The organism is Sphingomonas sp. BK580 (assembly GCF_014194975.1).
In the GTDB taxonomy this organism is placed as follows: Bacteria; Pseudomonadota; Alphaproteobacteria; order Sphingomonadales; family Sphingomonadaceae; genus Sphingomonas.
Map to the genome: position 1 here is coordinate 1 of NZ_JACIAY010000018.1, position 21,475 is coordinate 21,475.

15 protein-coding genes are annotated in these 21,475 nt (G+C 72.0%); 6 read left to right on the forward strand and 9 right to left on the reverse strand.

Annotation, left to right across the window (positions count from 1 at the left end; all coding sequences use genetic code 11):
• Positions 1-604 precede the first annotated feature (604 nt).
• The 7 genes from FHY05_RS21365 to FHY05_RS21395 form a co-directional block, all read right to left on the reverse strand.
• A complete protein-coding gene (locus FHY05_RS21365) occupies positions 605-2,185 on the reverse strand; it encodes an aldehyde dehydrogenase (NADP(+)) (protein WP_183946463.1) in 1,581 nt (526 codons plus the stop codon).
• Between the two features lie 260 nt (positions 2,186-2,445).
• Positions 2,446-3,756, reverse strand: coding sequence for a xylose isomerase (gene xylA, locus FHY05_RS21370; protein WP_183946464.1), 1,311 nt, complete (start codon positions 3,754-3,756; stop codon positions 2,446-2,448).
• 36 nt (positions 3,757-3,792) lie between these two features.
• The gene (xylB, locus tag FHY05_RS21375; RefSeq protein WP_183946465.1) at positions 3,793-5,241 is read right to left on the reverse strand and encodes a xylulokinase; all 1,449 of its coding nucleotides are present in this window, start codon (positions 5,239-5,241) and stop codon (positions 3,793-3,795) included.
• Positions 5,242-5,428: 187 nt separating this feature from the next.
• On the reverse strand, positions 5,429-6,589 hold the full coding sequence (locus tag FHY05_RS21380; RefSeq protein ID WP_183946466.1) for a glycoside hydrolase family 43 protein: 1,161 nt from the start codon (positions 6,587-6,589) through the stop codon (positions 5,429-5,431).
• Between the two features lie 112 nt (positions 6,590-6,701).
• Positions 6,702-8,015 carry an MFS transporter gene (locus FHY05_RS21385; protein ID WP_183946467.1) on the reverse strand — a complete coding sequence of 438 codons (1,314 nt, stop codon included), beginning with the start codon at positions 8,013-8,015 and terminating at the stop codon, positions 6,702-6,704.
• Between the two features lie 115 nt (positions 8,016-8,130).
• Positions 8,131-9,195, reverse strand: coding sequence for an LLM class flavin-dependent oxidoreductase (locus FHY05_RS21390; protein ID WP_183946468.1), 1,065 nt, complete (start codon positions 9,193-9,195; stop codon positions 8,131-8,133).
• A complete protein-coding gene (locus tag FHY05_RS21395; RefSeq protein WP_183946469.1) occupies positions 9,192-10,088 on the reverse strand; it encodes an aldo/keto reductase family oxidoreductase in 897 nt (298 codons plus the stop codon). Before FHY05_RS21395 ends, FHY05_RS21390 begins: the two co-directional genes overlap by 4 nt.
• A 30-nt stretch (positions 10,089-10,118) precedes the next feature.
• Between FHY05_RS21395 and FHY05_RS21400 the strand changes: the two genes are divergently transcribed.
• From FHY05_RS21400 to FHY05_RS21415, 4 genes are all read left to right on the forward strand, one after another.
• Complete coding sequence (locus FHY05_RS21400) at positions 10,119-11,207, forward strand: Gfo/Idh/MocA family protein (RefSeq protein WP_183946470.1); 1,089 nt, start codon at positions 10,119-10,121, stop codon at positions 11,205-11,207.
• On the forward strand, positions 11,204-12,571 hold the full coding sequence (locus FHY05_RS21405; protein ID WP_311732551.1) for an FAD/NAD(P)-binding protein: 1,368 nt from the start codon (positions 11,204-11,206) through the stop codon (positions 12,569-12,571). Before FHY05_RS21400 ends, FHY05_RS21405 begins: the two co-directional genes overlap by 4 nt.
• A gap of 353 nt (positions 12,572-12,924) precedes the next feature.
• Positions 12,925-13,341, forward strand: a complete 417-nt coding sequence (locus FHY05_RS21410; RefSeq protein ID WP_183946471.1) for a thioesterase family protein — start codon at positions 12,925-12,927, stop codon at positions 13,339-13,341.
• A gap of 53 nt (positions 13,342-13,394) precedes the next feature.
• The gene (locus FHY05_RS21415; protein ID WP_183946472.1) at positions 13,395-14,393 is read left to right on the forward strand and encodes a sugar kinase; all 999 of its coding nucleotides are present in this window, start codon (positions 13,395-13,397) and stop codon (positions 14,391-14,393) included.
• Between the two features lie 172 nt (positions 14,394-14,565).
• On the opposite strand, the gene FHY05_RS21420 is transcribed toward FHY05_RS21415, so the two are convergent.
• Together FHY05_RS21420 and FHY05_RS21425 are read right to left on the reverse strand one after the other, a co-directional pair.
• Complete coding sequence (locus FHY05_RS21420; RefSeq protein WP_183946473.1) at positions 14,566-16,950, reverse strand: membrane-bound PQQ-dependent dehydrogenase, glucose/quinate/shikimate family; 2,385 nt, start codon at positions 16,948-16,950, stop codon at positions 14,566-14,568.
• A gap of 120 nt (positions 16,951-17,070) precedes the next feature.
• Positions 17,071-17,658 (reverse strand): alpha/beta hydrolase, encoded by a 588-nt coding sequence (locus FHY05_RS21425; protein ID WP_183946474.1) that lies wholly within the window; start codon positions 17,656-17,658, stop codon positions 17,071-17,073.
• 180 nt (positions 17,659-17,838) lie between these two features.
• Between FHY05_RS21425 and FHY05_RS21430 the strand changes: the two genes are divergently transcribed.
• Positions 17,839-18,975 carry a thiolase family protein gene (locus FHY05_RS21430; protein WP_183946475.1) on the forward strand — a complete coding sequence of 379 codons (1,137 nt, stop codon included), beginning with the start codon at positions 17,839-17,841 and terminating at the stop codon, positions 18,973-18,975.
• A 1-nt stretch (position 18,976) separates the two neighbouring features.
• On the forward strand, positions 18,977-21,304 hold the full coding sequence (locus FHY05_RS21435) for a 3-hydroxyacyl-CoA dehydrogenase/enoyl-CoA hydratase family protein (RefSeq protein WP_183946476.1): 2,328 nt from the start codon (positions 18,977-18,979) through the stop codon (positions 21,302-21,304).
• The last annotated feature ends 171 nt before the right edge of the window (positions 21,305-21,475 follow it).

Below are 21,475 nucleotides of genomic sequence, written 5' to 3' on the forward strand. Positions count from 1 at the left end.
CAGATGAACACCGGCGCGATCCTGGAGGGCGCGGAGAAGTACCAGCGCATCGCGCAGACCATGGGCCTGCCGCGGGACAACCACTGACCCGGGGGAGGGTCGCCGCGCCGGCGGCGCTCGGCCGCCTTTGCCCTGCGTCCCGGCTGGTACCACGCCCACCGCTAGCGTCATCCTGAGCTTGTCTCAGGACCCACTGCTCGCACGCGCTGCGACCGCCGGGTAGGCGGCGCGGTGGATCCCGAGGGAAGCTCAGGGTGACGGCAGGAGGTGAGGGCGCGCGCCGTCTCACGGGACGGCGCGCGGGGCGGGCGCGCCCTCTCCGCGTCTCCGTCTCCGCGTGAACATGCTTTCCCGCGCGAAGACGCGACGCATGGAGACGCGGCACCGACCGCGTGAGCGACACCTCCCCGCCCTCCCGCCTTCGCGGGGGATGGACTCTCGGAAGAGGTACAGAGGCGCGATGGGGGTGCGCGGAGAGCGAGCGGGGTGTCGCCGACGACGAGGTGAGAAGGCCTGCGGCGCTGGTCTCCGCCTGGGGGATGCCTTCAACGAAAAAGGGCGGCCCCGCAGGGCCGCCCTCGCACCTCTCAGCTTGATCCACAGCTTACCGCGGCGATGCCTCGCGCTTGCCATCCATCCGCCGCGCCACACCCCAGGGATTGGAGTCCGCCAGCGCCTCGGGCAGCAGCGACGCCGGCAGGTTCTGCAGGCTCACCGGGCGCAGGAAGCGGTAGATCGCCGCGGTCCCGACCGAGGTGGTGCGCCCATCGCTCGTCGCCGGGAACGGGCCGCCGTGCACCATCGCGTGGCTCACCTCGACCCCGGTCGGCCAGCCGTTGACCAGGATCCGGCCGACGCGGTCGGCGAGCACCGGGATCAGCGTCCTGGCCTCGGCCTCGTCCTCGGCGTCGAGGTGGAGCGTCGCGGTGAGCTGGCCCTCGAGGCTGGCGATCACCTGGCGCACCTCGTCCATGTCGCGGCAGGCCACCACGATCGAGGACGAGCCGAACACCTCGTGCCCCAGCGCGCGGTCGGCGAGGAAGCTCGCCGCGTCGGCGCGGAACAGCGCGCCGACCGCCTGATTGACGCCCTCACCGACCTTGCCGCGCGCCACCGTCGTCACCGCGCTGTGCCGTGCCAGCGCCTCGACGCCCTGCTCGAAGCTGGCGTGGATGCCCGGCGACAGCATCGTCGCGGGCGCGCTCTCGGTCAGCGCGCGGCCCGCCGCGGCGACGAAGGCGTCGAGCGCCTCGCCCGCGATCGCGAGCACCAGGCCCGGGTTGGTGCAGAACTGCCCAGCGCCCATCGTCAGCGACTGGACATAGGCCGGCGCCAGTGCCTCGCCGCGCGCCTCCAGCGCGTGCGGCATGAGGACGACCGGGTTGATGCTCGACATCTCGGCGTAGACCGGGATCGGCTCGGCGCGGTTGGCCGCGATCTTCACCAGCGCGAGCCCGCCGCCGCGCGAGCCGGTGAAGCCGACCGCCTTGATGCGGCGGTCGGCGACCAGCGCCTCGCCGAGCCGGTTGGTCTCGCCCGGCAGATAGGAGAAGACGCCCGCGGGCAGCCCCGCCTTATCGACTGCGGCGCGGATCGCGCGCGCGACCAGCTCGCCCGTGCCGGGGTGCGCCGGATGGCCCTTGACCACGACCGGACAGCCCGCGGCGAGCGCCGAGGCGGTGTCGCCGCCGGCGACCGAGAAAGCGAGCGGGAAGTTGGACGCGCCGAACACCGCTACCGGGCCGACCGCGACGTTCATGCGCCGCAGGTCGGGGCGAGGGAGCGGCTGCCGGTCGGGCAGCGCCGGGTCGATCGTGGCGTCGAGCCAGTCGCCCTGGCGCACCACCTGCGCGAACAGCTTGAGCTGACCGACGGTGCGGCCGCGCTCACCCTCGAGCCGCGCGCGCGGCAGCCCGCTCTCCTGCTGCGCGCGCTCGATCAGCTGGTCGCCGAGCGCGACGATCTCGTCGGCGATCGCTTCGAGGAAGGCGGCGCGATCCTCGGGCGCGGTCGCGGCATAGGCCGGGAAGGCCGCGGCGGCGAGCTCACACGCGTCGGCGACGGCATCGGGGCCTGCCGAGGAGAAGGTCGGGGTGAGAGGCGCGCCCTTGGCCGGGTCGACCGCGGTGAATCGCGCCTCGGCCTGGCGCAGCTCGGCACCGATCAGCATCGCTCCGTCGATCATGGATATCCTCGGCTTCGGAATTAGTCGGACATATTTAGGCGGCGGGGGGAGGGGGCGCAACCCTGGAGAGCGCCACGATCGTTCCCGTATACGCCTGTACCCCGGCAAACGCCGGGGCCCAGGTGGGGGACGTCGGTGAGACCCAACGCGGCTTTCCCGACCTCACCCCGGCTTCCGCCGGGGAACAGCTTATGAGGTTAGCCGTGTCATGCCATCCGCGATGTGAGGGAGCGGAGCAGCTCGCGTCCGCCCCCATCCCCTCAGATGAAGCGGTTAAGCAAATTCTCGATCCGCTCCTGCTGGCCCGAGCGCGGGCGCGGGTCGACGTTCTCGCGCTCGGCGAGGTCGGCGATCCCGGCGAGGTCGAGGCTCGACACCTGCTGGCCGAACGCGCCGTCCCAGCCGGCGTAGCGGTCGCGCTTGATCGAATCGAGCCGGCCGTCCTCGATCAGCTTGGCCGCGTTGAGCAGCCCGCGCGCGACCGTGTCGATGCCGCCGACATGGCCGTAGAACAGGTCGGCCGCGTCGACCGACTGGCGCCGCACCTTGGCGTCGAAGTTGAACCCGCCCGTGGTGAAGCCGCCCGCACGGATGATCTCGAGCATCGCCAGCGTCAGTTCCTCGACCGAGTTGGGGAATTGATCGGTGTCCCAGCCGTTCTGCGGGTCGCCGCGATTGGCGTCGATCGAGCCGAAGATGCCGAGCGCCGCGGCGGTGGCGATCTCATGCTCGAAGGTGTGGCCGGCGAGCGTGGCGTGGTTCGCCTCGATATTGACCTTGACCTCGTTCTCGAGCCCGTAGCGCTTGAGGAAGCCGTACACCGTGGCGGTGTCGAAGTCGTACTGATGCTTGGTCGGCTCGTGCGGCTTCGGCTCGATCAGGATCGTGCCCTGGAACCCGATCTTGTGCTTGTGCTCGACCACTAGGCTCAGGAAGCGTCCGAGATTGTCGAGCTCGCGCTTGAGATCGGTGTTGTGGAGCGACTCATAGCCCTCGCGACCGCCCCACAGCACGTAGTTCTGGCCGCCGAGCCGATGCGTCGCCTCGAGCGCGTCGCGCACCTGCACCGCGCCGAACGCGAACACCTCGGGATCGGGGTTGCTCGCGCCGCCGGCGGCGAAGCGCGGATGGCTGAACAGGTTGGCGGTGCCCCACAGCAGCTTGCGGCCCGAGGAGGCCTGCAGCGTCTCGAGATGGTCGACCGCCTCGGCGAAGTAGCGGCGGTGCTCGGCGACGCCGTGCGCGTCCGCCATCACGTCGACGTCGTGGAAGCAGTAGTAGGGCACGTCGAGCTTGCTGAAGAAGTCGAATGCCACCTCACGCTTCTGCGCCGCGGCGGCGCTGTCGTTGGCGCCGGCGTGCCAAGGGCGGTTGAAGGTGCCGCCGCCGAACACGTCCGAGCCCGGCCAGCAGAAGGTGTGCCAGAAGCAGGCGGCGAAGCGGAGGTGGTCCTCCATGCGCTTGCCGAGCACGACCCGGTCCTTGTCGTAGAAACGATAGGCGAGCTCGTTGTCGCTGTCGGGGCCCTCATACTTGATCTGAGGGATGTCGGCGAAGAAGTCGGTGGCCATGCAGGCGCTCCTTGGCGTGGTGGTTCGTGGGTAAGATCAGGCCGCGTGCGGCGCGATGCGGGGGTAGGCGTCGCGGAAGGCGGCGCGCTTGGGGGCGAGCCGGTCGACCAGCGCGGGGTCCGGCGCGACGACGTGGCTGACCGGCGGGGCGACGCAGACCTCGGCGGGCGTGCCGCCGTCGACCGCGAGCTGCGCCAGCCGCGCCGCGCCCATCGCCGGGCCGACCTCGCCGCCCTTGAGGTAGGCGAGCTCGACCTCGAGCGCGGCGGCGAGCGTCTCGCCCCAGTAGCGCGAGCGCGCGCCGCCGCCGATCACCGACAGCCGCTCGACCGCGGTGCCCGACTCGCGCAGCACGCGCACGCCGTCGGCCAGCGCGAAGGCGACGCCCTCGAGCACCGCCTGGGCGAGCCGCTCGGGCGTGGTGTCATGGTCGAGCCGCAGGAAACCGCCGCGCACCTGCGCGTCGTTGTGCGGGGTGCGCTCGCCCGAGAGATAGGGGAGGAACAGCTCGGGGCCGTTGCCGACGCCCGCCGCCTCCGCGCGCGCGAACAGCTCGGCCGCGCCCGCCGCGCCGATCAGCCGCGCCGCCCAGTCGACGCACACCGCGGCGGAGAGATGCACCGCCATCTGGTGCCACAGGTTCGGCAGGCAGTGGCAGAAAGCGTGGACCGCGGCCGCCGGGTTGGCGCGCAGCTCGGCGGTGGCGACGAAGATCACGCCCGAGGTCCCGAGCGACAGCAGGGCGTCGCCGTCCTCGACCACGCCGACGCCCGCTGCGCCCGCGGCATTGTCGCCGCCGCCGCCCGCGACCGGCACCTGGTCCATGCCCCAGCGCTCGGCGATCTCGGCGCGCAGCGTGCCCGCGACATCGCTACCCTCGACCGCGCGCGGCATCTGCTCGCGGCTGAGCCCGGTGGCGGCGAGCAGGTCGTCGCTCCAGTCGCGCTTCGCCACGTCGAGCCACAGCGTGCCGGCGGCGTCGGAGACGTCGCTGGCCTTCTCGCCGGTCATGCGCAGGCGGACATGATCCTTGGGCAGCAGCACGGTGCGGATCGCGGCGAACACCTCGGGCTCGTGGTGCGCGACCCACAGCAGCTTGGGCGCGGTGAAGCCGGGCATGGCGAGGTTGGCGGCGACCTGGTGCAGCTCGGGCGCCTTGGCCTCCAGCTCGGCACATTCGGCGAAGGAGCGCCCGTCGTTCCACAGGATCGCGGGGCGCAGCGGGCGATCGTCGGCGCCGAGCAGCGTCGCGCCGTGCATCTGGCCGGCGAGCCCGATACCGCGGACGGAGCGGCGCACCTCGGCGGGCAGCGCGCGCACCGCCGCCTCGGTCGCCTGCCACCACGCCTCGGGATCCTGCTCGGACCAGAGCGGGTGCGGGCGCTGCACGGTGAGCGCGGCGGTGCCCTGCGCCACGATCGCGCCGGCGGGGTCGATGACCACCGCCTTCACGCCCGAGGTGCCGATGTCGATGCCGAGGAACATGTTTCGCTTTCTGCCAGGTCGGAGCGCTGAAAAGAGAAGGCTTAAGCCGTTCTACCCACTACCCCGGCGAACGTCGGGGTACAGGTACGGGCCCGGCGCGAGAGGCGGCGACGTCTCCCAACTGGACCCCGGCGTTCGCCCGGGTGGTGCTCCGCGGGGAGCACCGAGCCGTCCGCCGCCCCGCGCCTCACTTCACGAACGGGTCGATCGTCGGGATCGTGCCGTCCGGGTTGAACTTGAGCTCGGTCATCTTGACGTTGCGGAGGTGGTTCTTCCCCGACAGCTGGGTGTCCGCGTAGAACAGCCACCACTTGCCCTTCCACTCGACGATCGAGTGGTGCGTGGTCCAGCCCTGCACCGGCTCGAGGATATGGCCCTTGTAGGTGAACGGACCATAGGGCGTCTTGCCGATGGCGTAGTTGAGGAAGTGCGTGTCGCCGGTCGAGTAGGTGTAATAATATTGCCCGCCGCGCTTGAAGACCCAGGAGGCCTCGAAGAAGCGCTTCTCATGGTCGCCGCCGAGCACGGGCTTGCCCTTCTCGTCGAGGATCACCGCGTCGCGCGGCGTCTCGGCGAAGCTCTTCATGTCGGCGTTGAGCTTGGCGACCTTGCCCGAGAGCGCGGGCTGATCGTCCTGCTTCAGGTCGGTGTCGCTGCCGCTGGGATCGTATTTGCCGCCCTTCCAGCGCTGGAGCTGGCCGCCCCAGATGCCGCCGAAATACATGTACGAGGTGCCGTCGGCGTCGGTGAACACCGCCGGGTCCATCGAGTAGCTGCCCTTGATCGCCTCGGGCTCGGCCTTGAACGGCCCCATCGGGTTGTTCGAGGTGGCGACGCCGATGCGGAACGCGCCCAGGCCGTTGCGGTCCTTGGTGCGGTCGCGCGCGGGGAAGTAGAGGTAATAGGTGCCGTTCTTGAAGGCGGCGTCGGGTGCCCACATCTGCTGCGACGCCCAGGGCACGTCCTTCACGTCGAGCGCGACCGGGCCGACCGTGACCTTGCCGCCGGGCTCGTCGAGCCGCAGCACGCGATAGTCGCGCATGGCGTATTGGTTGCCGAGATCGTCGTCCTTGGTCTCGGTCGGAATGTCGTGGCTCGGATAGACGTAGAGTTTGCCGTCGCCCCAGACGTGCGCCGAGGGATCGGCGGTGTAGATGTCACGTACCAGCGGCTGCGAGAGGTACGAGCGGCCGTCGGGTGCGCGCTCCTGGTCCCAGCCGGCGGTCTCGGCGGTCGCGTTGTTGCCCGCGGCGGCGGAGCTGCTCTCCTGCGACGAGCAGGCGATCAGCGGCAGCGGCGCGAGCGCGGCGAGCAGCAGGCGGCGGGCGGTGGATCGGGATGGGCGCATTCGGGCGTTCTCCTCTCGGTTCGCAGCGGATCTACGCCCGCGTCGCCGTTAGAGTTAGCGCTACCATGCGGCGCGCGCAACAGCTTTGATCGTGCGATCGCGTGAGCTTAGGTCAGGCAGGCATCGACGCAGGCGCGGCCCTCAACGCCCTGCCCAGCAGCAGCATGATCCAGCCCAGCGCGAGCAGGTAGGAGACCGCGGCGAACAGCAGCAGCGGTAGGTAGCCGAGCCCCGCCGCGAGCACCACGCCCGCCACCTTGGAGATCACCACGCCGCCGACATTGCCGCTGAAGGAACCGAAGGCGGTGACCCGCCCGACCTTCTGCTGCGGCACGACGTCGGCGATCAGCGCGAACAGGTTGGTGGAGAAGGCCTGGTGCCCCGCCAGCGCGAGCGCCATGAGCGCCACCGCGGCAGGATAGCTCGCGGTCGCGAGCGCGAAGGGGACGGGCAGCACGCAGAGCGCCGCCGCCAGCATCGCACCGCGCCGCACCGTCCAGGCGCGATGGCCGAACGCCAGCAGCCGAGTCGCGACCCCGCCGCCGAGCAGCGAGCCGAGCGCGGCGCCGCCATAGGCCAGCGCCAGCGGCACGCCGAGCTCGACCCCGCTCAACCCGAAGCGGCGATGGAAGAAGTCGGGCAGCCAGAACAGCAGCAGCCACCAGGTCGCGTCGGAGAGCAGCTTGGCACCCGCGACCGCCCAGGTACGCCGCTCGCGCAGGATCGGGCCATAATCCACCGGCGCGGACTCCGCCGGCGCCTCGGCCGGCGAGTCGAGTCGCAGCCCGCGCGCGGCGACCAGCCAGGCCAGCGCCCAGCCGAGCCCGATCACCCCGGCCGCGGCGAAGGTGCCGCGCCAGCCGAGCAGCAATGCCGCCGCGGGGATGGCGAGCGGCGCCAGGATCGCGCCCAGGCTGCTCGCCGCGTTGCTCACGCCGAAGCCGGCCGAGCGCCACGCCGGCGGCAGCACCGCCGCGACGGTCTTCGTCGCGGTGGGCGTGCCCATCGCCTCGGTCGCGCCGAGCGTGACGCGGACGAGCACGAACTCGATCGTGGTGCGCGCCCAGCCGTGCAGCAGCGCGGCGACGCTCCACGCCGCCACCCCGACCGGGTTGGCCCATCTCACTCCCAGCTTGTCCGCTATCCAGCCGGTGACGAGGAAGCCGCCTGCCGCGCCGGCCTGGAACCAGGCGGCGAGCGTGCCGTAATCGTCGTCGCTCCAGTTGAGGTCGGCGGCGATCTGCGGCTTGAGCACCGCGATGATCTGGCGGTCGACGAGGTTGAGCACGCCGGCGGTGATGACCAGCGCGAAGAGCAACGCGCGACGCGCGGAGCCGAGGTCGGCGAGGGTACGGGTCACTTGGCGCGGGGCGGCACGATTGTCGCCCTCCTTGTCACCCCGGCCCTGCACCGGTGTCGATGGCACCGCGCGTGCCGCGATGATGACGGAACAAGTCCGGAGTGACGAGCGCGAGGATGTGGGCCAGAAGAAGGCGCGCGCCCCGGTGGCGTCACGACGCGAACGCCTCGCCGCACCGGCCTCACCGCGCCAGCGGCGCGTGGTCGAGCCGCGGCAGCACGTGGCGCGCGAACAGGTCGGCCTCGGCGGCGTGCGGGTAGCCCGAGAGGATGAAGGCGTCGATCCCCTCGGCGCGATACGCCTCGAGCTTGGCGAGCACCTGATCGGGGTCGCCGACGATCGCGGCGCCGCAGCCCGAGCGCGCGCGACCGATCCCGGTCCACAGATTGGCCTCGGCATAGCCGTCGTCGCTGCCCTCGCGCAGCTCGGCCTGGCGGCGCACCCCCGCCGACTGCGAGTCGAGCGAGCGCGCGCGGATCGTGGCGCCGGTGGCGTCGTCGAGCCGCGACAGCAGCCGGTCCGCCGCGTCGCGCGCCTCCGCCTCGCTCTCGCGCACCACGACGTGAACGCGATAGCCGAAGCGCAGCGTACGCCCCTTCGCCGCCGCGCGCGCGCGCAGGTCGGCGACGATGCCGCGCACGCCCTCGATCGTGTCGGGCCACATCAGATAGACGTCGGCCTGCTCGGCCGCGGCCTCGCGCGCCGCCTCCGACAGGCCGCCGAAATAGAGCAGGGGACAGCGCCCCAGCGTGGTGGTGATGCCGGGCGGGTCGAGCTGGAGCTGCCAGAACTCGCCCTGGTGATCGAGCGACTTGCCGTCGAGCAGCGTGCGAAGGATCTGCATCGCCTCGACGGTGCGGCGGTAGCGCGGCGCGCTCTCCAGCGTTTCGCCGGGCAGGTCGCTCGAGATGATGTTGACGGTCAGCCGGCCGCCCAGCATGCGATCGATGGTCGCGATCTGACGCGCGAGCTGCGGCGGCCAGCTCTCGCCGACGCGCACCGCCATCAGCAGCCACAGCCGGCGCAACAGCGGCGCGATGCCCGCGGCGAAGGCGGTGGTGTCGATCCCCAGCGTGTAGCCCGAGGGCAGCAGGATATTGTCGAACCCCCCGCTCTCCGCCTGGAGCGCGATGTCGCGGCAATGCTCCCACGACGAGCGCAGCCGCTCGTCGGGCACGCCGAGGAACTCATAGTCGTCGTCGCACAGCGCCGAGAACCAGCTCACCTCGCAGGGCGCGCGCGTCATGGCAGTTTCTCCCCCATGCCGGTCTCGAGCACGGCGTACCAGCCCGCCCGGTCCCACTCGACCTTGAACGCGTCTGCCGCGGCGCGCACGCGCGCCGGGTTCTGCGAGCCGATGATCGGGATCACGCGCGCCGGATGCGCCATCGCCCAGGACAGCGCCGCCGTGGCCGCGTCGACGCCGAACGCGGCGCCCTGCTCGGCCAGCAGTCGCGCCGCCGGGTGCGACGGGTCGGCCAGCCGGCCGCCGCCGAGCGGCGACCAGGCGAGCACCGCGAGGTCGAGCCGCAACGCCTGGTCGAGCACGCCGTCGAACAGCGGCGCGGCGCGCAGCGGCGAGAACTCGGGCTGCGTGCTCGCCAGCGGCTGCGTGAGGAAGGACTGGAGCGCCTCGAGCTCGTGCACCGAATGGTTGGAGACGCCCAGCGCGCGCACCTTGCCGCTCTCCACCATCCGGGTCAGCGCGGCGGCGACCTCCTGTGGGTGAGTGAGGAAGTCGCGGCGGTGGACCTGGTAGAGGTCGATCACGTCGACGCCGAGGCGCCGCAGCGAGTCGTCGAGCGCGCCGGCGAGGTAGTCGGCGCTGGAGTTATAGGGGATGCCGGGTCGAATACCCCCCTTGGTCGCGATCACCATGCGGCCGCGCAGCGCGCGATCCTCGGCGAGCGCGCGGCCGAACAGTTGCTCGGCCGAGCCGAAGCCCGCCGGCACGTCGGCACCGTAGATGTCGGCGGTGTCGAACAGCGTGATCCCGGCCTCGAGCGCGGCGTCGATCAGCGCGCGCACCGGCGCGGTGTCGTCGCCGGCGAGGCGCCACATGCCCCAGGCGAGCGGTGAGACGGTCAGCCCGCTCTTGCCGAGCGGGCGCGGTTGGTTCGATAGGCGCAGCGTCGTCATCCGCGGCGGCATGGCACAGGGTTGGACGTGATGGTAGCCGAGATCAGGTACGGATTGGTCGGCACGGGGATGATGGGGGTCGAGCACCTCCGCAACATCGCGCTGGTGCCGGGCGCGCGCGTCGTCGCGCTCGCCGACCCGGTGCCGACCTCGCTCGGCTGGGCGCGCGACGCGCTCGGCGACGCGGCCGCGGGCGCGACCGCCTATGACTCGGCCGAGGCGTTGGCGCGCGACGGACAGGTCGACGCGATCGTGATCGCCTCGCCCAACCACACCCATCGCGCCGTGCTTGAGCCGCTGTTCGCCACCGACGCCGCGATCCTGTGCGAGAAGCCGCTCGCCACCACACTCGACGACGCGCGCTGGATCGTCGATCGGGCGGCCGCACGCGCCGCGCCGTTCTGGACCGGCATGGAATATCGCTTCATGCCGCCCGCCGCCGCCTTCATCGAACAGGTGCATGCCGGGCGCGTCGGCGCGCTGCGCATGCTGTCGATCCGCGAGCACCGCTTTCCCTTCCTCGAGAAGGTCGGCGACTGGAACCGCTTCGCACGCAACACCGGCGGCACGATGGTAGAGAAATGCTGCCACTTCTTCGACCTGATGCGCGTGATCACCGGCGCCGAACCGGTGCGCGTCCACTGCTCGGGGGCGATGGACGTCAACCACCTAGACGAGCGCTACGGCGGCGAGCGCCCCGACATCATCGACAACAGCTTCACCACGGTCGACTTCAGCAACGGCGTCCGCGCCCTGCTCGACCTCTGCATGTTCGCCGACGGCGCCGAGCACCAGGAGGAGATGAGCGCCACCGGCGACGCCGCGCGGCTCGACGTGCTGATCCCGCCGGGCGAGCTGGTGTTCTCGCCGCGCACCGGCTTCGGCAACCCCAAGCGCGTGGAGCGAGCCGCCGTGGCGATCGACCCGGTCGCGCACGCCGCCGGCAGCCACGAGGGCGCGACCTATTACCAGCATCTCGCCTTCGCCGCCGCGGTGCGCGGCGAGGCGCCGGTGCAGGTGAGCGCGGAGGACGGGCTGCGCGCGGTCGCGATCGGCGTCGCCGCCGAGATCAGCGCGCGCGAGCATCGCGTCGTCGAGATGAGGGAGCTGGGGCTGTGAGCCTGGTCCAGCCCGGCGACCATGTCGCGATCGTCGGCGGCGGCTTCTCGGGCACCCTGCTCGCGATCAACCTCGTCCGCCACGACGGCCCGCGCGCCACACTGATCGAGCGGCGGCCCGCGCAGGTGGCGCGCGGCGTCGCGTACAGCGCCGCGCACGACGAGCATCTGCTCAACGTCCGCGCCGGCAACATGAGCGCGCTGCCCGACGATCCCGACCACTTCGTCCGCTGGCTCGAGCGCGAGGGGCTGGGCGATCGCACCACCTTCGTCCCGCGCAAGATCTACGGCCGCTATCTCCGCGCGATGCTCGAGGAGGCCGCCGCGGCCCATCCGGAGCGGCTGACGCTGGTGTCGGGCGAGGTCCGTGCGCTCGACTGCGACCCGCGCGGCTTCACGCTGACGCTGGCCGAAGACGGACGCGTGGACGCCGATGTGGCGGTGCTCGCGCTGGGCAACCTGCCGCCGCACAGCCCGCCCGGGCTCGACCCCGCGACGCTGCCGGACGGCTGCTACCGCGCCGACCCCTGGGCCGGCGACATCGCCGAGGGGCTGAGCGACGCGGACGAGGTGGTGCTGGTCGGCACCGGGTTGACCGCGATCGACGCCGCGCTGCTGCTCGACTCCTCCGGGTTCCGCGGTCGCATCCTCGCGCTGTCGCGGCGCGGGCTGGTGCCGCGCCGCCACGCCGACGGCGCGCCCCGGCCCGGGTTGAGCGAGCGGCCCGCCGCTACGCTCTCGGCGCTGGTGCGCGCGGTGCGCGACCGCGCCGACGCGATCGGCTGGCGCGCCGCGGTCGACGAGCTTCGCCCGGTGACCCAGATGATGTGGGGCAGCGCCGACGCGACGACGCGCGCGCGCTTCCTCCGCCATCTGCGCCCCTATTGGGACGTGCACCGCCACCGGCTCGCGCCGGCGGTGGCGGAACGGATCGACGCGCTAGTCGAGGCGGGGCGGCTGTGCTTCGCCGCGGGCAAGCTGGCGGGGGCGGAGGCGGACGGCACACACGCGCGGCTGCGCTGGCGCGCGCGCGGCCGCGAGGCGGTGACGACGACGCGGGCGGCGCGGATCGTCAACTGCACCGGGCCGCAGGGCGACCTCCTGCGCTCGCGCGAGCCGCTGATCCGCCAGTCGCTCGCCGCGGGGATGATCCGGCCGGACGAGCTGCGCATCGGCCTCGACGTCGACCGTCAGTCGCGCGTCGTCGCCGCTGACGGCGGGGTCAACGACCGGCTCTACTGTATCGGCCCGATGACCCGCGGCGAGCTGTGGGAGGTGGTGGCGGTACCCGACATCAGGCAGCAGAACTGGACGCTCGCGCGCCGCCTCGCCAACGCGCAGTGGGTCGGCGGCGAGGGGCTGTGAGGAGCCGTGCTCCGGCGGACGCGAGACCCTGGCGAGAGGGACGATGCCGCTCGTCGGCCAGCTGTTTTCCCGCGAACGCGGGGACCCAGAGCCCCGCAAAACGACGTCTTGTGGCGCGAGAGCCGTCTGGGCTCCCGCGTGCGCGGGAGCACATGAGGGCGTTGCGCCGAAGGTCTCGCGGACGCAGGAGCCTCGAGCCCGAGCACGGCGTTCGACGCCTGGCGTCGCGTGTTGGCGTGAGCGCGGAGGTTCCTGGGTCGACGCATCATTACAGTGCAGCGCGGGTCGGCGAGCCGATTGTACGGCGCGGCGCTATCTCGTAGGCTGCTCGCTCGCCACCGGAAGACCGACTCATGACTGCCGCGCACGCGCACGAATATCCCGTCCAGGTCGCGGACGAGGACATCGACTTCATGGGCCACGTCAACAACGCGGTCTACCTCAAGTGGGTCCAGGCCGCGGTGATGGACTATTGGGAGCGCGTCGCGCCGCCCGAGGCGGTGGCGCAGCATCTCTGGGTCGCGCTCAAGCACGAGATCACCTATCGCCGCCCGACCTTCCTGGAGGATGGCATCGTCGCCGAGGTGATCGCGGAGAAGGCACAGGGCGCACGCACCTTCTTCAGCACCCTGTTCAAGCGCGGCGAGGAGATCGTCGCCGAGGTGAGCAGCGTCTGGTGCTGTCTCGACGCCGCCACGCAGCGTCCGGCGCGGCTCGCCAAGGACGTGATCGCGCGCTTCGTCGCCGAGCCCGGCACCGCGCGCGGTTGACGCCGCCGTCCCCAGCCCCGACACACGGCGGCGCAACGGGGAAGGGGAGCGCGATGGGCAGGTTGCTGGCATTCGGCGAGGTGATGCTGCGGCTGTCGCCACCGGGGCGCGAGCTGCTGCTCCAGTCGCCGCGGCTCGACGTGTGGGTCGCCGGTGCCGAGGCCAACGTCGTCACCCAGCTCGCCTGCCTCGGCCATGACGTCGCCTTCGCCAGCCGCGTGCCGGACAATGATCTCGGGCGCGCCGCGCTGCGTACGCTACGTGCCCACGGGGTCGACGTCGCGCATGTCGCACTCGGCGGCGAGCGGATCGGGCTCTACTTCGCCACCACCGGTGCGGGCCTGCGCGCGACCGAGGTGGTGTACGACCGCGCTTACTCCGCCTTCGCCGAGGCACCTGCGGAGTCCTGGGACTGGGACCGGCTGCTCGACGGCGTCGACCGGCTGCATCTCTCGGGTATCACGCCGGCGCTCGGGCCCGTGCCGGCGCGCAGCGCCGTGGCAGCGGCCGAGGCGGCGTCCGCGCGCGGCGTCGCGGTGTCGTTCGACGGCAATTGGCGCGGCAAGCTCTGGTCGCGCTGGAGCGGCGACCCGCGCGCGATCCTCGGCCAGATCGTCCGCCACGCCGATCTCATGTTCGGCAACCATCGCGACGTCGCGCTGCTGCTCGGTCGCGACGACCTCGCCGGCGACGCGCGCCGCGCGGCAGAGGCGGCGTTCGAGGCCTTCCCGGCGCTGCAGACGATCGCGTCGACCGCGCGGCAGGTCGAGCATGTCGACCTCAACCGCCTGTCGGCGCGGATCGACACGCGCGAGGGCGCGGTGGAGAGCGAGGAAGTGGTGCTCGCCGGCATCGTCGACCGGATCGGCGGGGGAGACGCCTTCGCCGCCGGGGTGCTCCACGCGCTGCGGCGCGGCGAAGCGGCGGAGGCGGCGGCGCGCAGCGGGCTGGCGCTGGCGGCGCTCAAACATTCACTCCCGGGCGACGCCGGGCTGTTCCGCCAGGCCGACCTCGACGCCTTCCTCGGCGGCGAGCTCGACGTACGGCGCTGACGAGTCCGGGCAGGGAGGCGCCAGCTCACCCCACCGCACGGACGCCGGCGTGCTCCTGCGCGCGCAGGAGCGCCGCCACGCCGACTAGGTCCCGCGACGCCCTGGGCTGCGGCGTTCGCCGGGGCACGGGTCGGCGGCGACCGGAGGCCTCTCCGTCACCGCCGCGGCGCGCTCACTTCGGCAGCGCGTAGGCGAGCACGCTGTCGCCGAGCCTGGTCCCGAGCGAGCCGTGCCCGCCGGCGACGACTACGACGAACTGCCGCCCACTGCGCGGTGAGATGTAGCTCATCGGCGTGGCCTGGCCGCCGGCAGGCAGGCGCGCGCGCCACAACACGCGGCCGTCGCGGACGTCATAGGCGCGGATGTAATCGTCGATCGCAGAGGACAGGAAAGCCACACCCCCCGCGGTCGTCATCGGACCGCCGAGCGAGGGCACCCCCATCTTGAACGGCAGCGGCAGCGGCGTCTCGTCGCGGATCGTGCCGTTGGCGTGGCGCCACGCCACCTTCCCGGTGCGCAGGTCGAGCCCGGCGACATAGCCCCACGGCGGCGCCTGGCACGGTAGCCCCAGCACCGACAGGAACGGGTTGAGCTCGACCGCGAAGGGTGCGCCCTTGTTCGGATTGTAGCCGTGCTCGGACGACCCGTGCATGTCCGACCCCCCCGACGGTCCGACGCCGGGGATGTTCGAGTCACGCCGCGGCACCAGCCGATCGACGAAGGCCATGTAATTGGGATGAGCGAAGGCGATCTGCCGCACCGGATCGATCGCCAGCCCGCCCCAGTCCATCACGCCGAAATTGCCCGGGAACACCAGCGTGCCCTGGAGCGAGGGCGGGGTGAACGGTCCCTCGTAGCGCAACCGGCGGAACTTGATGCGGCAGGCGAGCTGGTCGAGCATCGTCCCGCCCCACATGTCCCGCTCGGCGATCGGGCGCTCGGCCATCAGCGACGCCGCCGAGAAGGGTTGGGTGGGCGCGGTGCGATCGCCCGGTGCAGCGCCACCCGGCACGCGCCGCTCGGTCACCGGCAGCAGCGGCCGGCCGGTACGCCGGTCGAGCACGAAGATGTTGCCGGTCTTGGTCGACTGTACCAGCGCTGGGACCCGCCCACGGCCTGGGAGATCGAGGTCGACCAGGGCGGGCTGCGCCGGCACGTCCATGTCCCACAGATCGTGGTGGACGGTCTGGAACGCCCAGCGCGGCCGGCCGGTGGCGAGGTCGAGCGCGAGCACGGTGGTGGCGAACCGCTCGGTCCAGGCCGGGCGGTGGCCGCCCCATTGGTCGACCGCGCCCATGCCCATCGGGAAATACGCCAGGCCCAGCGCCTCGTCCGCGGCGGCGGTGCTCCACATGTTCGGCGTCGAGGGCGTGTAGCGCTGGCCGGCCGGTAGCGGGGCGGTGGCGTCGGGTCGAGCGGGATCGAAGTTCCAGACGAGATGGCCGTCGCGCGCGTCATAGGCACGGATCACCCCGGCAGGGACGTGGGTGGCGATGTTGTCGTAGACCGCGCCGCCGACGATGACGAGGCCGCGCGCTACCAGCGGCGCCGACGTGCCCTGATACCAGCCGTGTGGGCCGACCTCCATGCCCCGCCGCAGGTCGACGTCGCCGCCGCGCCCGAAGCCGGCGCAGCGTCGCCCGCTGGCGGCGTCGATCGCGATCAGCCGCGCGTCGTTGGTGGCGACGAACACCCGGCGCGCGCAATCGCTCCCCGCGCCGGGCGTCGCTAGGTAGGAGACGCCGCGGCAGGTGAGGTGCTGCATATGCTGCGTCACCTCGATCCGCGGATCGAACGTCCAGCGCCGTTGCCCCGTCTCGGCGTCGAGCGCGAGCACGAGGTCGTGCGGCGTGCAGAGAAAGACGGTGTCGCCGACCTTGATCGGCGTCACCTCGTAGGTGGTCTCGCCGGGATCGCTCGGACGCTTGCGGTCGCCGGTGTGGACGTGCCAGGCGAGCGCGAGCTTGTCGACGTTGCCCGGCGTGATCTGCGACCAGGGGGCGTATTTCTGCCCCGCCCAGGTGCCGGCATAGGCGGCCCAGTCGCCCGAGGCGGGCGCGGGCGCGGCGGTCGCGGCCATATCAAGCCGGCCGGGCCGATCGTGGTCGCGATGGAAGGCGGTCACCAGCGCGACCAGCGCGGCCGCGACCAGCGCCACCGCGAGCGGCGCGGCAGCGGGTCGCCAGCCGCGCGGACTGAGGCGGCGCACGACCGGGGGCAGCAGCAGCAGCGCGCCCAGCAGGAAGATGAGGTCGCCGCGCGGCACCAGCTGCCACCAGTCGAAGCCGATCTCGGATATCGCCCAGACGATGGTGCCGACCACCAGCACCGCGAAGACGTGCAGCGCGGCCGCTCGTCGGCGGAGCAGGAGCACCGCGCTCGCCACCATCAGCGCGCCGGCGAGGAGGTAATAGAGGCTGCCGCCGAGCCAGGCGAGCCAGGCGCCGCCCGCGAGCATGAACACGCCGAGCCCACCGATCAGCAGCGCCGGAACGACCAGCCAGGCGCCGCCGCGACGCTCGACCGCAGGAGGGGAAGGGGAGTGGCTGTCGATCATGCGTCCGCCCTGCGATGCGTCACGCGTGTCACGGCGTGCTGCTGGCGGGACGAGCGAGATGCCCGGATCGTTCCGACGCGTGATCTGGGTTAGCGGCTCCTCATGGCGCCGCCGGGGCGATCAGCGCCGGCCGATCAGCGCCTCGGCACGCGCGACCTCGTGCGCCGCGACCTGACCGGTCACGCGCAGGAACAGCCGCTGCGCCTGCTGCCACGCGCCGCGCTCGTCCGCGACGCTGCGCACGCGCCGCCCCGCGACAAGCTGGCTGCCCCAGGCGTCGAGCGTCGAGCGGATCGCCGCCTCGTCGTGCTGCGGCTGGATCACCACCGAGGGGAAGGGCAGCGGCGTGCCCGGCGAGGCGAACAGGCCGGGGTCCCCGTCGACGCCAGTCTCCTCGCCGCGCGGGGCGAACAGCAGCGCCCCCGCGATCCGCGACACGTAATCGGCCGGCGAGAGTCGCCCCCACCAGGCGCTGGCGGCGCAGCCTAGCCCGTCGGCGATCAGCAGCACCGGTCGCTGGGTCGCGCACACGGCCTGGTCGACCTTGGCCGCCCAGATCTTGCGGTCGGCGCGCGAGCGGACCGACAGCGGCAGCGCGCGCGGGTCGTCGGCCGGCCAGCCGAACATCGTCTTCCAGGTGGGCACCGCGCGCGCCGAGTCATTGATAGCGAGCACGGCGAAGGGGCCCGAGTCGGCGATGGCGAACATGATCGTCTCCCACGGGGTCGGCCACGGCAGGCTAGGCTATCCGACCGTCAAGGCGAGTCCAGATGCGCTTGGCATCGCAGCAGTTCTTCTATCATCGCCGTGAAGCGGCACGACCCGCTTGAGCCCGCCTTGACGTTGACGTAAGCGGCATCCAACGAACTCGGACTCGAGAGGAATGAGATGAGCAACGTCGTGATCGCCGGCTACGCCCGGTCGCCCTTCCAGCTCGCGGGCAAGGGCGAGCTGGCGCGCGTCCGCCCCGACGACCTCGCCGCGCAGGTGATCCGCGGGCTGCTGGAGAAGACGAAGGTCGATCCCGCCGCGATCGAGGACATCATCCTGGGCTGCGCTTTCCCCGAGGGCGAGCAGGGGCTCAACGTCGCGCGGCTCGTCGGGCTGCTCGCCGACCTGCCGCTGTCGGTCGGCGGCATGACGGTGAACCGCTTTTGCGGCTCGTCGATGAGCGCGATCCACATCGCGATGGGGCAGATCCAGATCGGCGCGGGCGAGGCGTTCATCTGCGCCGGGCTCGAGTCGATGAGCCGCATCCCGATGGGCGGCTACAACCCGCTGCCCAGCCCCGAGCTCGCCGCCAAGAGCCCGGGCGCATATATGGGGATGGGCCAGACCGCCGAGAACGTCGCGCAGCAGTATCAGATCACGCGCGCCGAGCAGGAGGCGTTCGCGGTCAAGAGCCAGCAGAAGGCCGCCGCGGCGCGCACCGAGGGCCGGCTCGCCGACGAGATCGTGCCGATCCGCACCAAGAAGGGCGAGGTGACGCAGGACGGCATCATTCGCCCCGAGACCACCGCCGAGGTGCTCGCCGGGCTCAGGCCCGCGTTCAGCGCGGACGGCTCGGTGACCGCGGGCACGTCCTCGCCGCTCACCGACGGCGCCAGCGCGGTGCTGGTCACCTCCGAGGAGTTCGCGGCGAGGCACGGGCTGAAGGTGCTGGCGCGGATCGTGTCGGTCGGCGTCGCGGGCTGCGCGCCCGAGACGATGGGGCTGGGGCCGATCGGCGCCTCGAAGAAGGCGCTGGAGCGCGCGGGCATCGCCGCCGCCGACCTCGACGTGGTCGAGATCAACGAGGCGTTCGCCAGCCAGGCGATCGCCTGCATCCGCGACCTCGGCCTCAAGGAGGAGACGATCAACCTCGACGGCGGCGCGATCGCGATCGGCCACCCGCTCGGCGCCACCGGCGCGCGCATCGTCGGCAAGGCCGCCGCGCTGCTCGAGCGCGAGGGCGGCCGCTACGCGCTGGCGACGCAATGTATCGGCGGCGGGCAGGGCATCGCCACGGTGCTGGAGCGCGCGTGACATGAGCGAGGCTGTGAAGAAGGTCTGCGTCATCGGCGCGGGCGTGATGGGCGCGGGCATCGCCGCGCAGGTCGCCAACGCGGGCGTGCCGGTGCTGCTGCTCGACATCGTGCCCAAGGACGCGACCGACCGCGACGCGGTCGCCAAGGGCGCGGTGGCGAAGATGCTCAAGACCGAGCCCGCGCCGTTCATGTCGGCCGCCGCGGCGCGGCTGGTCGAGACCGGCAACATCGACGACCATCTCGATCGCGTCGCCGAGTGCGACTGGATCGTCGAGGCGATCGTCGAGCGGCTCGACATCAAGCAGGCGCTCTACGCGCGACTCGAGCAGCTCAAGCGCCCCGGCACCGCGGTGTCGTCGAACACCTCGACGATCCCGCTCGGCCATCTCGTCGAGGGGCGCTCGGAGCAGTTCACGCGCGACTTCCTAATCACGCACTTCTTCAACCCGCCGCGCTACATGCGATTGATCGAGATCGTCCGCGGCGCGCACACCGACGCCGCCGTGGCGGAGAAGGTCGAGACCTTCGTCGATCGCTTCATGGGCAAGCGCATCGTCCGCGCCAAGGACACGCCGGGCTTCATCGCCAACCGCATCGGCACCTATTGGCTCGCGGTGGCGGTCAACGCCGCGCTCGACCAGGGGCTGACGGTGGAGGAGGCGGACCAGATCGGCGGACGGCCGATGGGCGTGCCCAAGACCGGCATCTTCGGGCTGATCGATCTCGTCGGGATCGACCTGATGCCGCTGCTGTCGAAGAGCCTGTCCGCGACGCTGCCCGCCGGCGACCCCTATTTCGCCACGGTGCGCGCGCTGCCGCTGGTCGATCGCATGATCGCCGAGGGCTATACCGGTCGCAAGGGCAAGGGCGGCTTCTACCGGCTCGACAAGCGCCCCGACGGCAGCCGCGCCAAGCTGGCGATCGATCTCGCCAGCGGCGACTATCGTCCCGAGCAGAAGCCCGCCGCGCTGCCACCGACGGCGGAGAAGGACCTCGCCGCGCTGGTGATGGTGCCGGGCAAGGTCGGCGACTATGCCTGGACGATCCTCGGCAACGTGCTGAGCTACGCCGCGATGCTGGTCGGCGAGGCGGCCGACGACGTGGTCGCGATCGACGACGCGATGAAGCTCGGCTACAACTGGAAGTTCGGCCCGTTCGAGCTGATCGACCGGCTCGGGCCGGGCAAGCTGGCCGAGCGGCTGCGCGCCGAGGGCCGCGCTGTGCCCGCCATCCTCGACACCGCGGGCGAGCGGCCGTTCTACCGCGTCGAGGGCGGGGTCCGGCAGTATCTCGGGCGTGACGGCGCGTACTACGACGTGCCGCGCGCCCAGGGCGTGCTGCTGCTCGAGGACGTCAAGCGTCGCTCGGCGCCGGTCGCGACCAGTGCCTCGGCGGCGCTGTGGGACGTCGGCGACGGCGTGCTGTGCCTCGAGTTCACCGCCAAGATGAACGCGCTCGACGGCGAGGTCGCGGCGCTGATCGAGCAGGCGGTGGCGCTGGTGCCGCAGCGCTTCAAGGCGCTGGTGATCTACAACGAGGGCAGCAACTTCTCCGCCGGCGCCAATCTCGGGCTCGCGCTGTTCGCGGTGAAGGCGGGTGCCTGGGGCGAGGTGGAGAAGCTCGTCGCCGCCGGGCAGCGCGCGTTCAAGGCGCTGAAATATGCGCCCTTCCCGGTGGTGAGCGCGCCCTCGGGGCTGGCGCTGGGCGGCGGCTGCGAGGTGCTGCTCCACTCGGACGCGGTGCAGGCGCATGCCGAGAGCTATGTCGGGCTCGTCGAGTGCGGCGTCGGACTGGTGCCGGGCTGGGGCGGGCACGGCGAGCTGCTCGACCGGCTGGCCAAGCTGCCGACGATGCCCAAGGGACCGATGCCCGCGGTGATGAAGGCGTTCGAGCTGATCTCGACCGCGCAGGTCTCCAAGTCGGCGGCACAGGCCAAGGAGATGGGCTTCCTGCGCGCGAGCGACGGCGTGACGATGAACCGCGATCGGCTGCTCGCCGACGCCAAGGCGCGCGCGCTGGCGCTGGTCGACGGCTACCAGCCGCCCGAGCCGCCGGTGTACCGCTTGCCCGGTGAGAGCGGGCGGGTCGGCATCGCGGGTGCGGTCGCCGACTTCCACCGCAAGGGCGTCGCCACCGACTATGACGTGGTGGTCGCGGGCCGGCTCGCCGAGGTGCTGACCGGGGGAGAGGCCGATCTGGTCGATACCGTCACCGAGGAGCAGCTGCTGGCGCTCGAGCGGGCGGCGTTCCTGGCCAGCGCGCGAGACGAGCGCACCCACGCGCGCGTGGAGTCGATGCTGATGACCGGCAAGCCGCTGCGCAACTAGGAAGCCTAGTTCGTCATCGCGGCCTCGAGCCGGGATCCATCGCGCCGCAAACGTAACCCGCGTGGCACGACGGATCCCGGATCAGGCCAGGGATGCCGGAAGAGGTGGAAGTAAGTCACTGAGAACGTTAGCCGGCCCACGCCATCTTGCACTTTCCTTCACCGCGCGTTC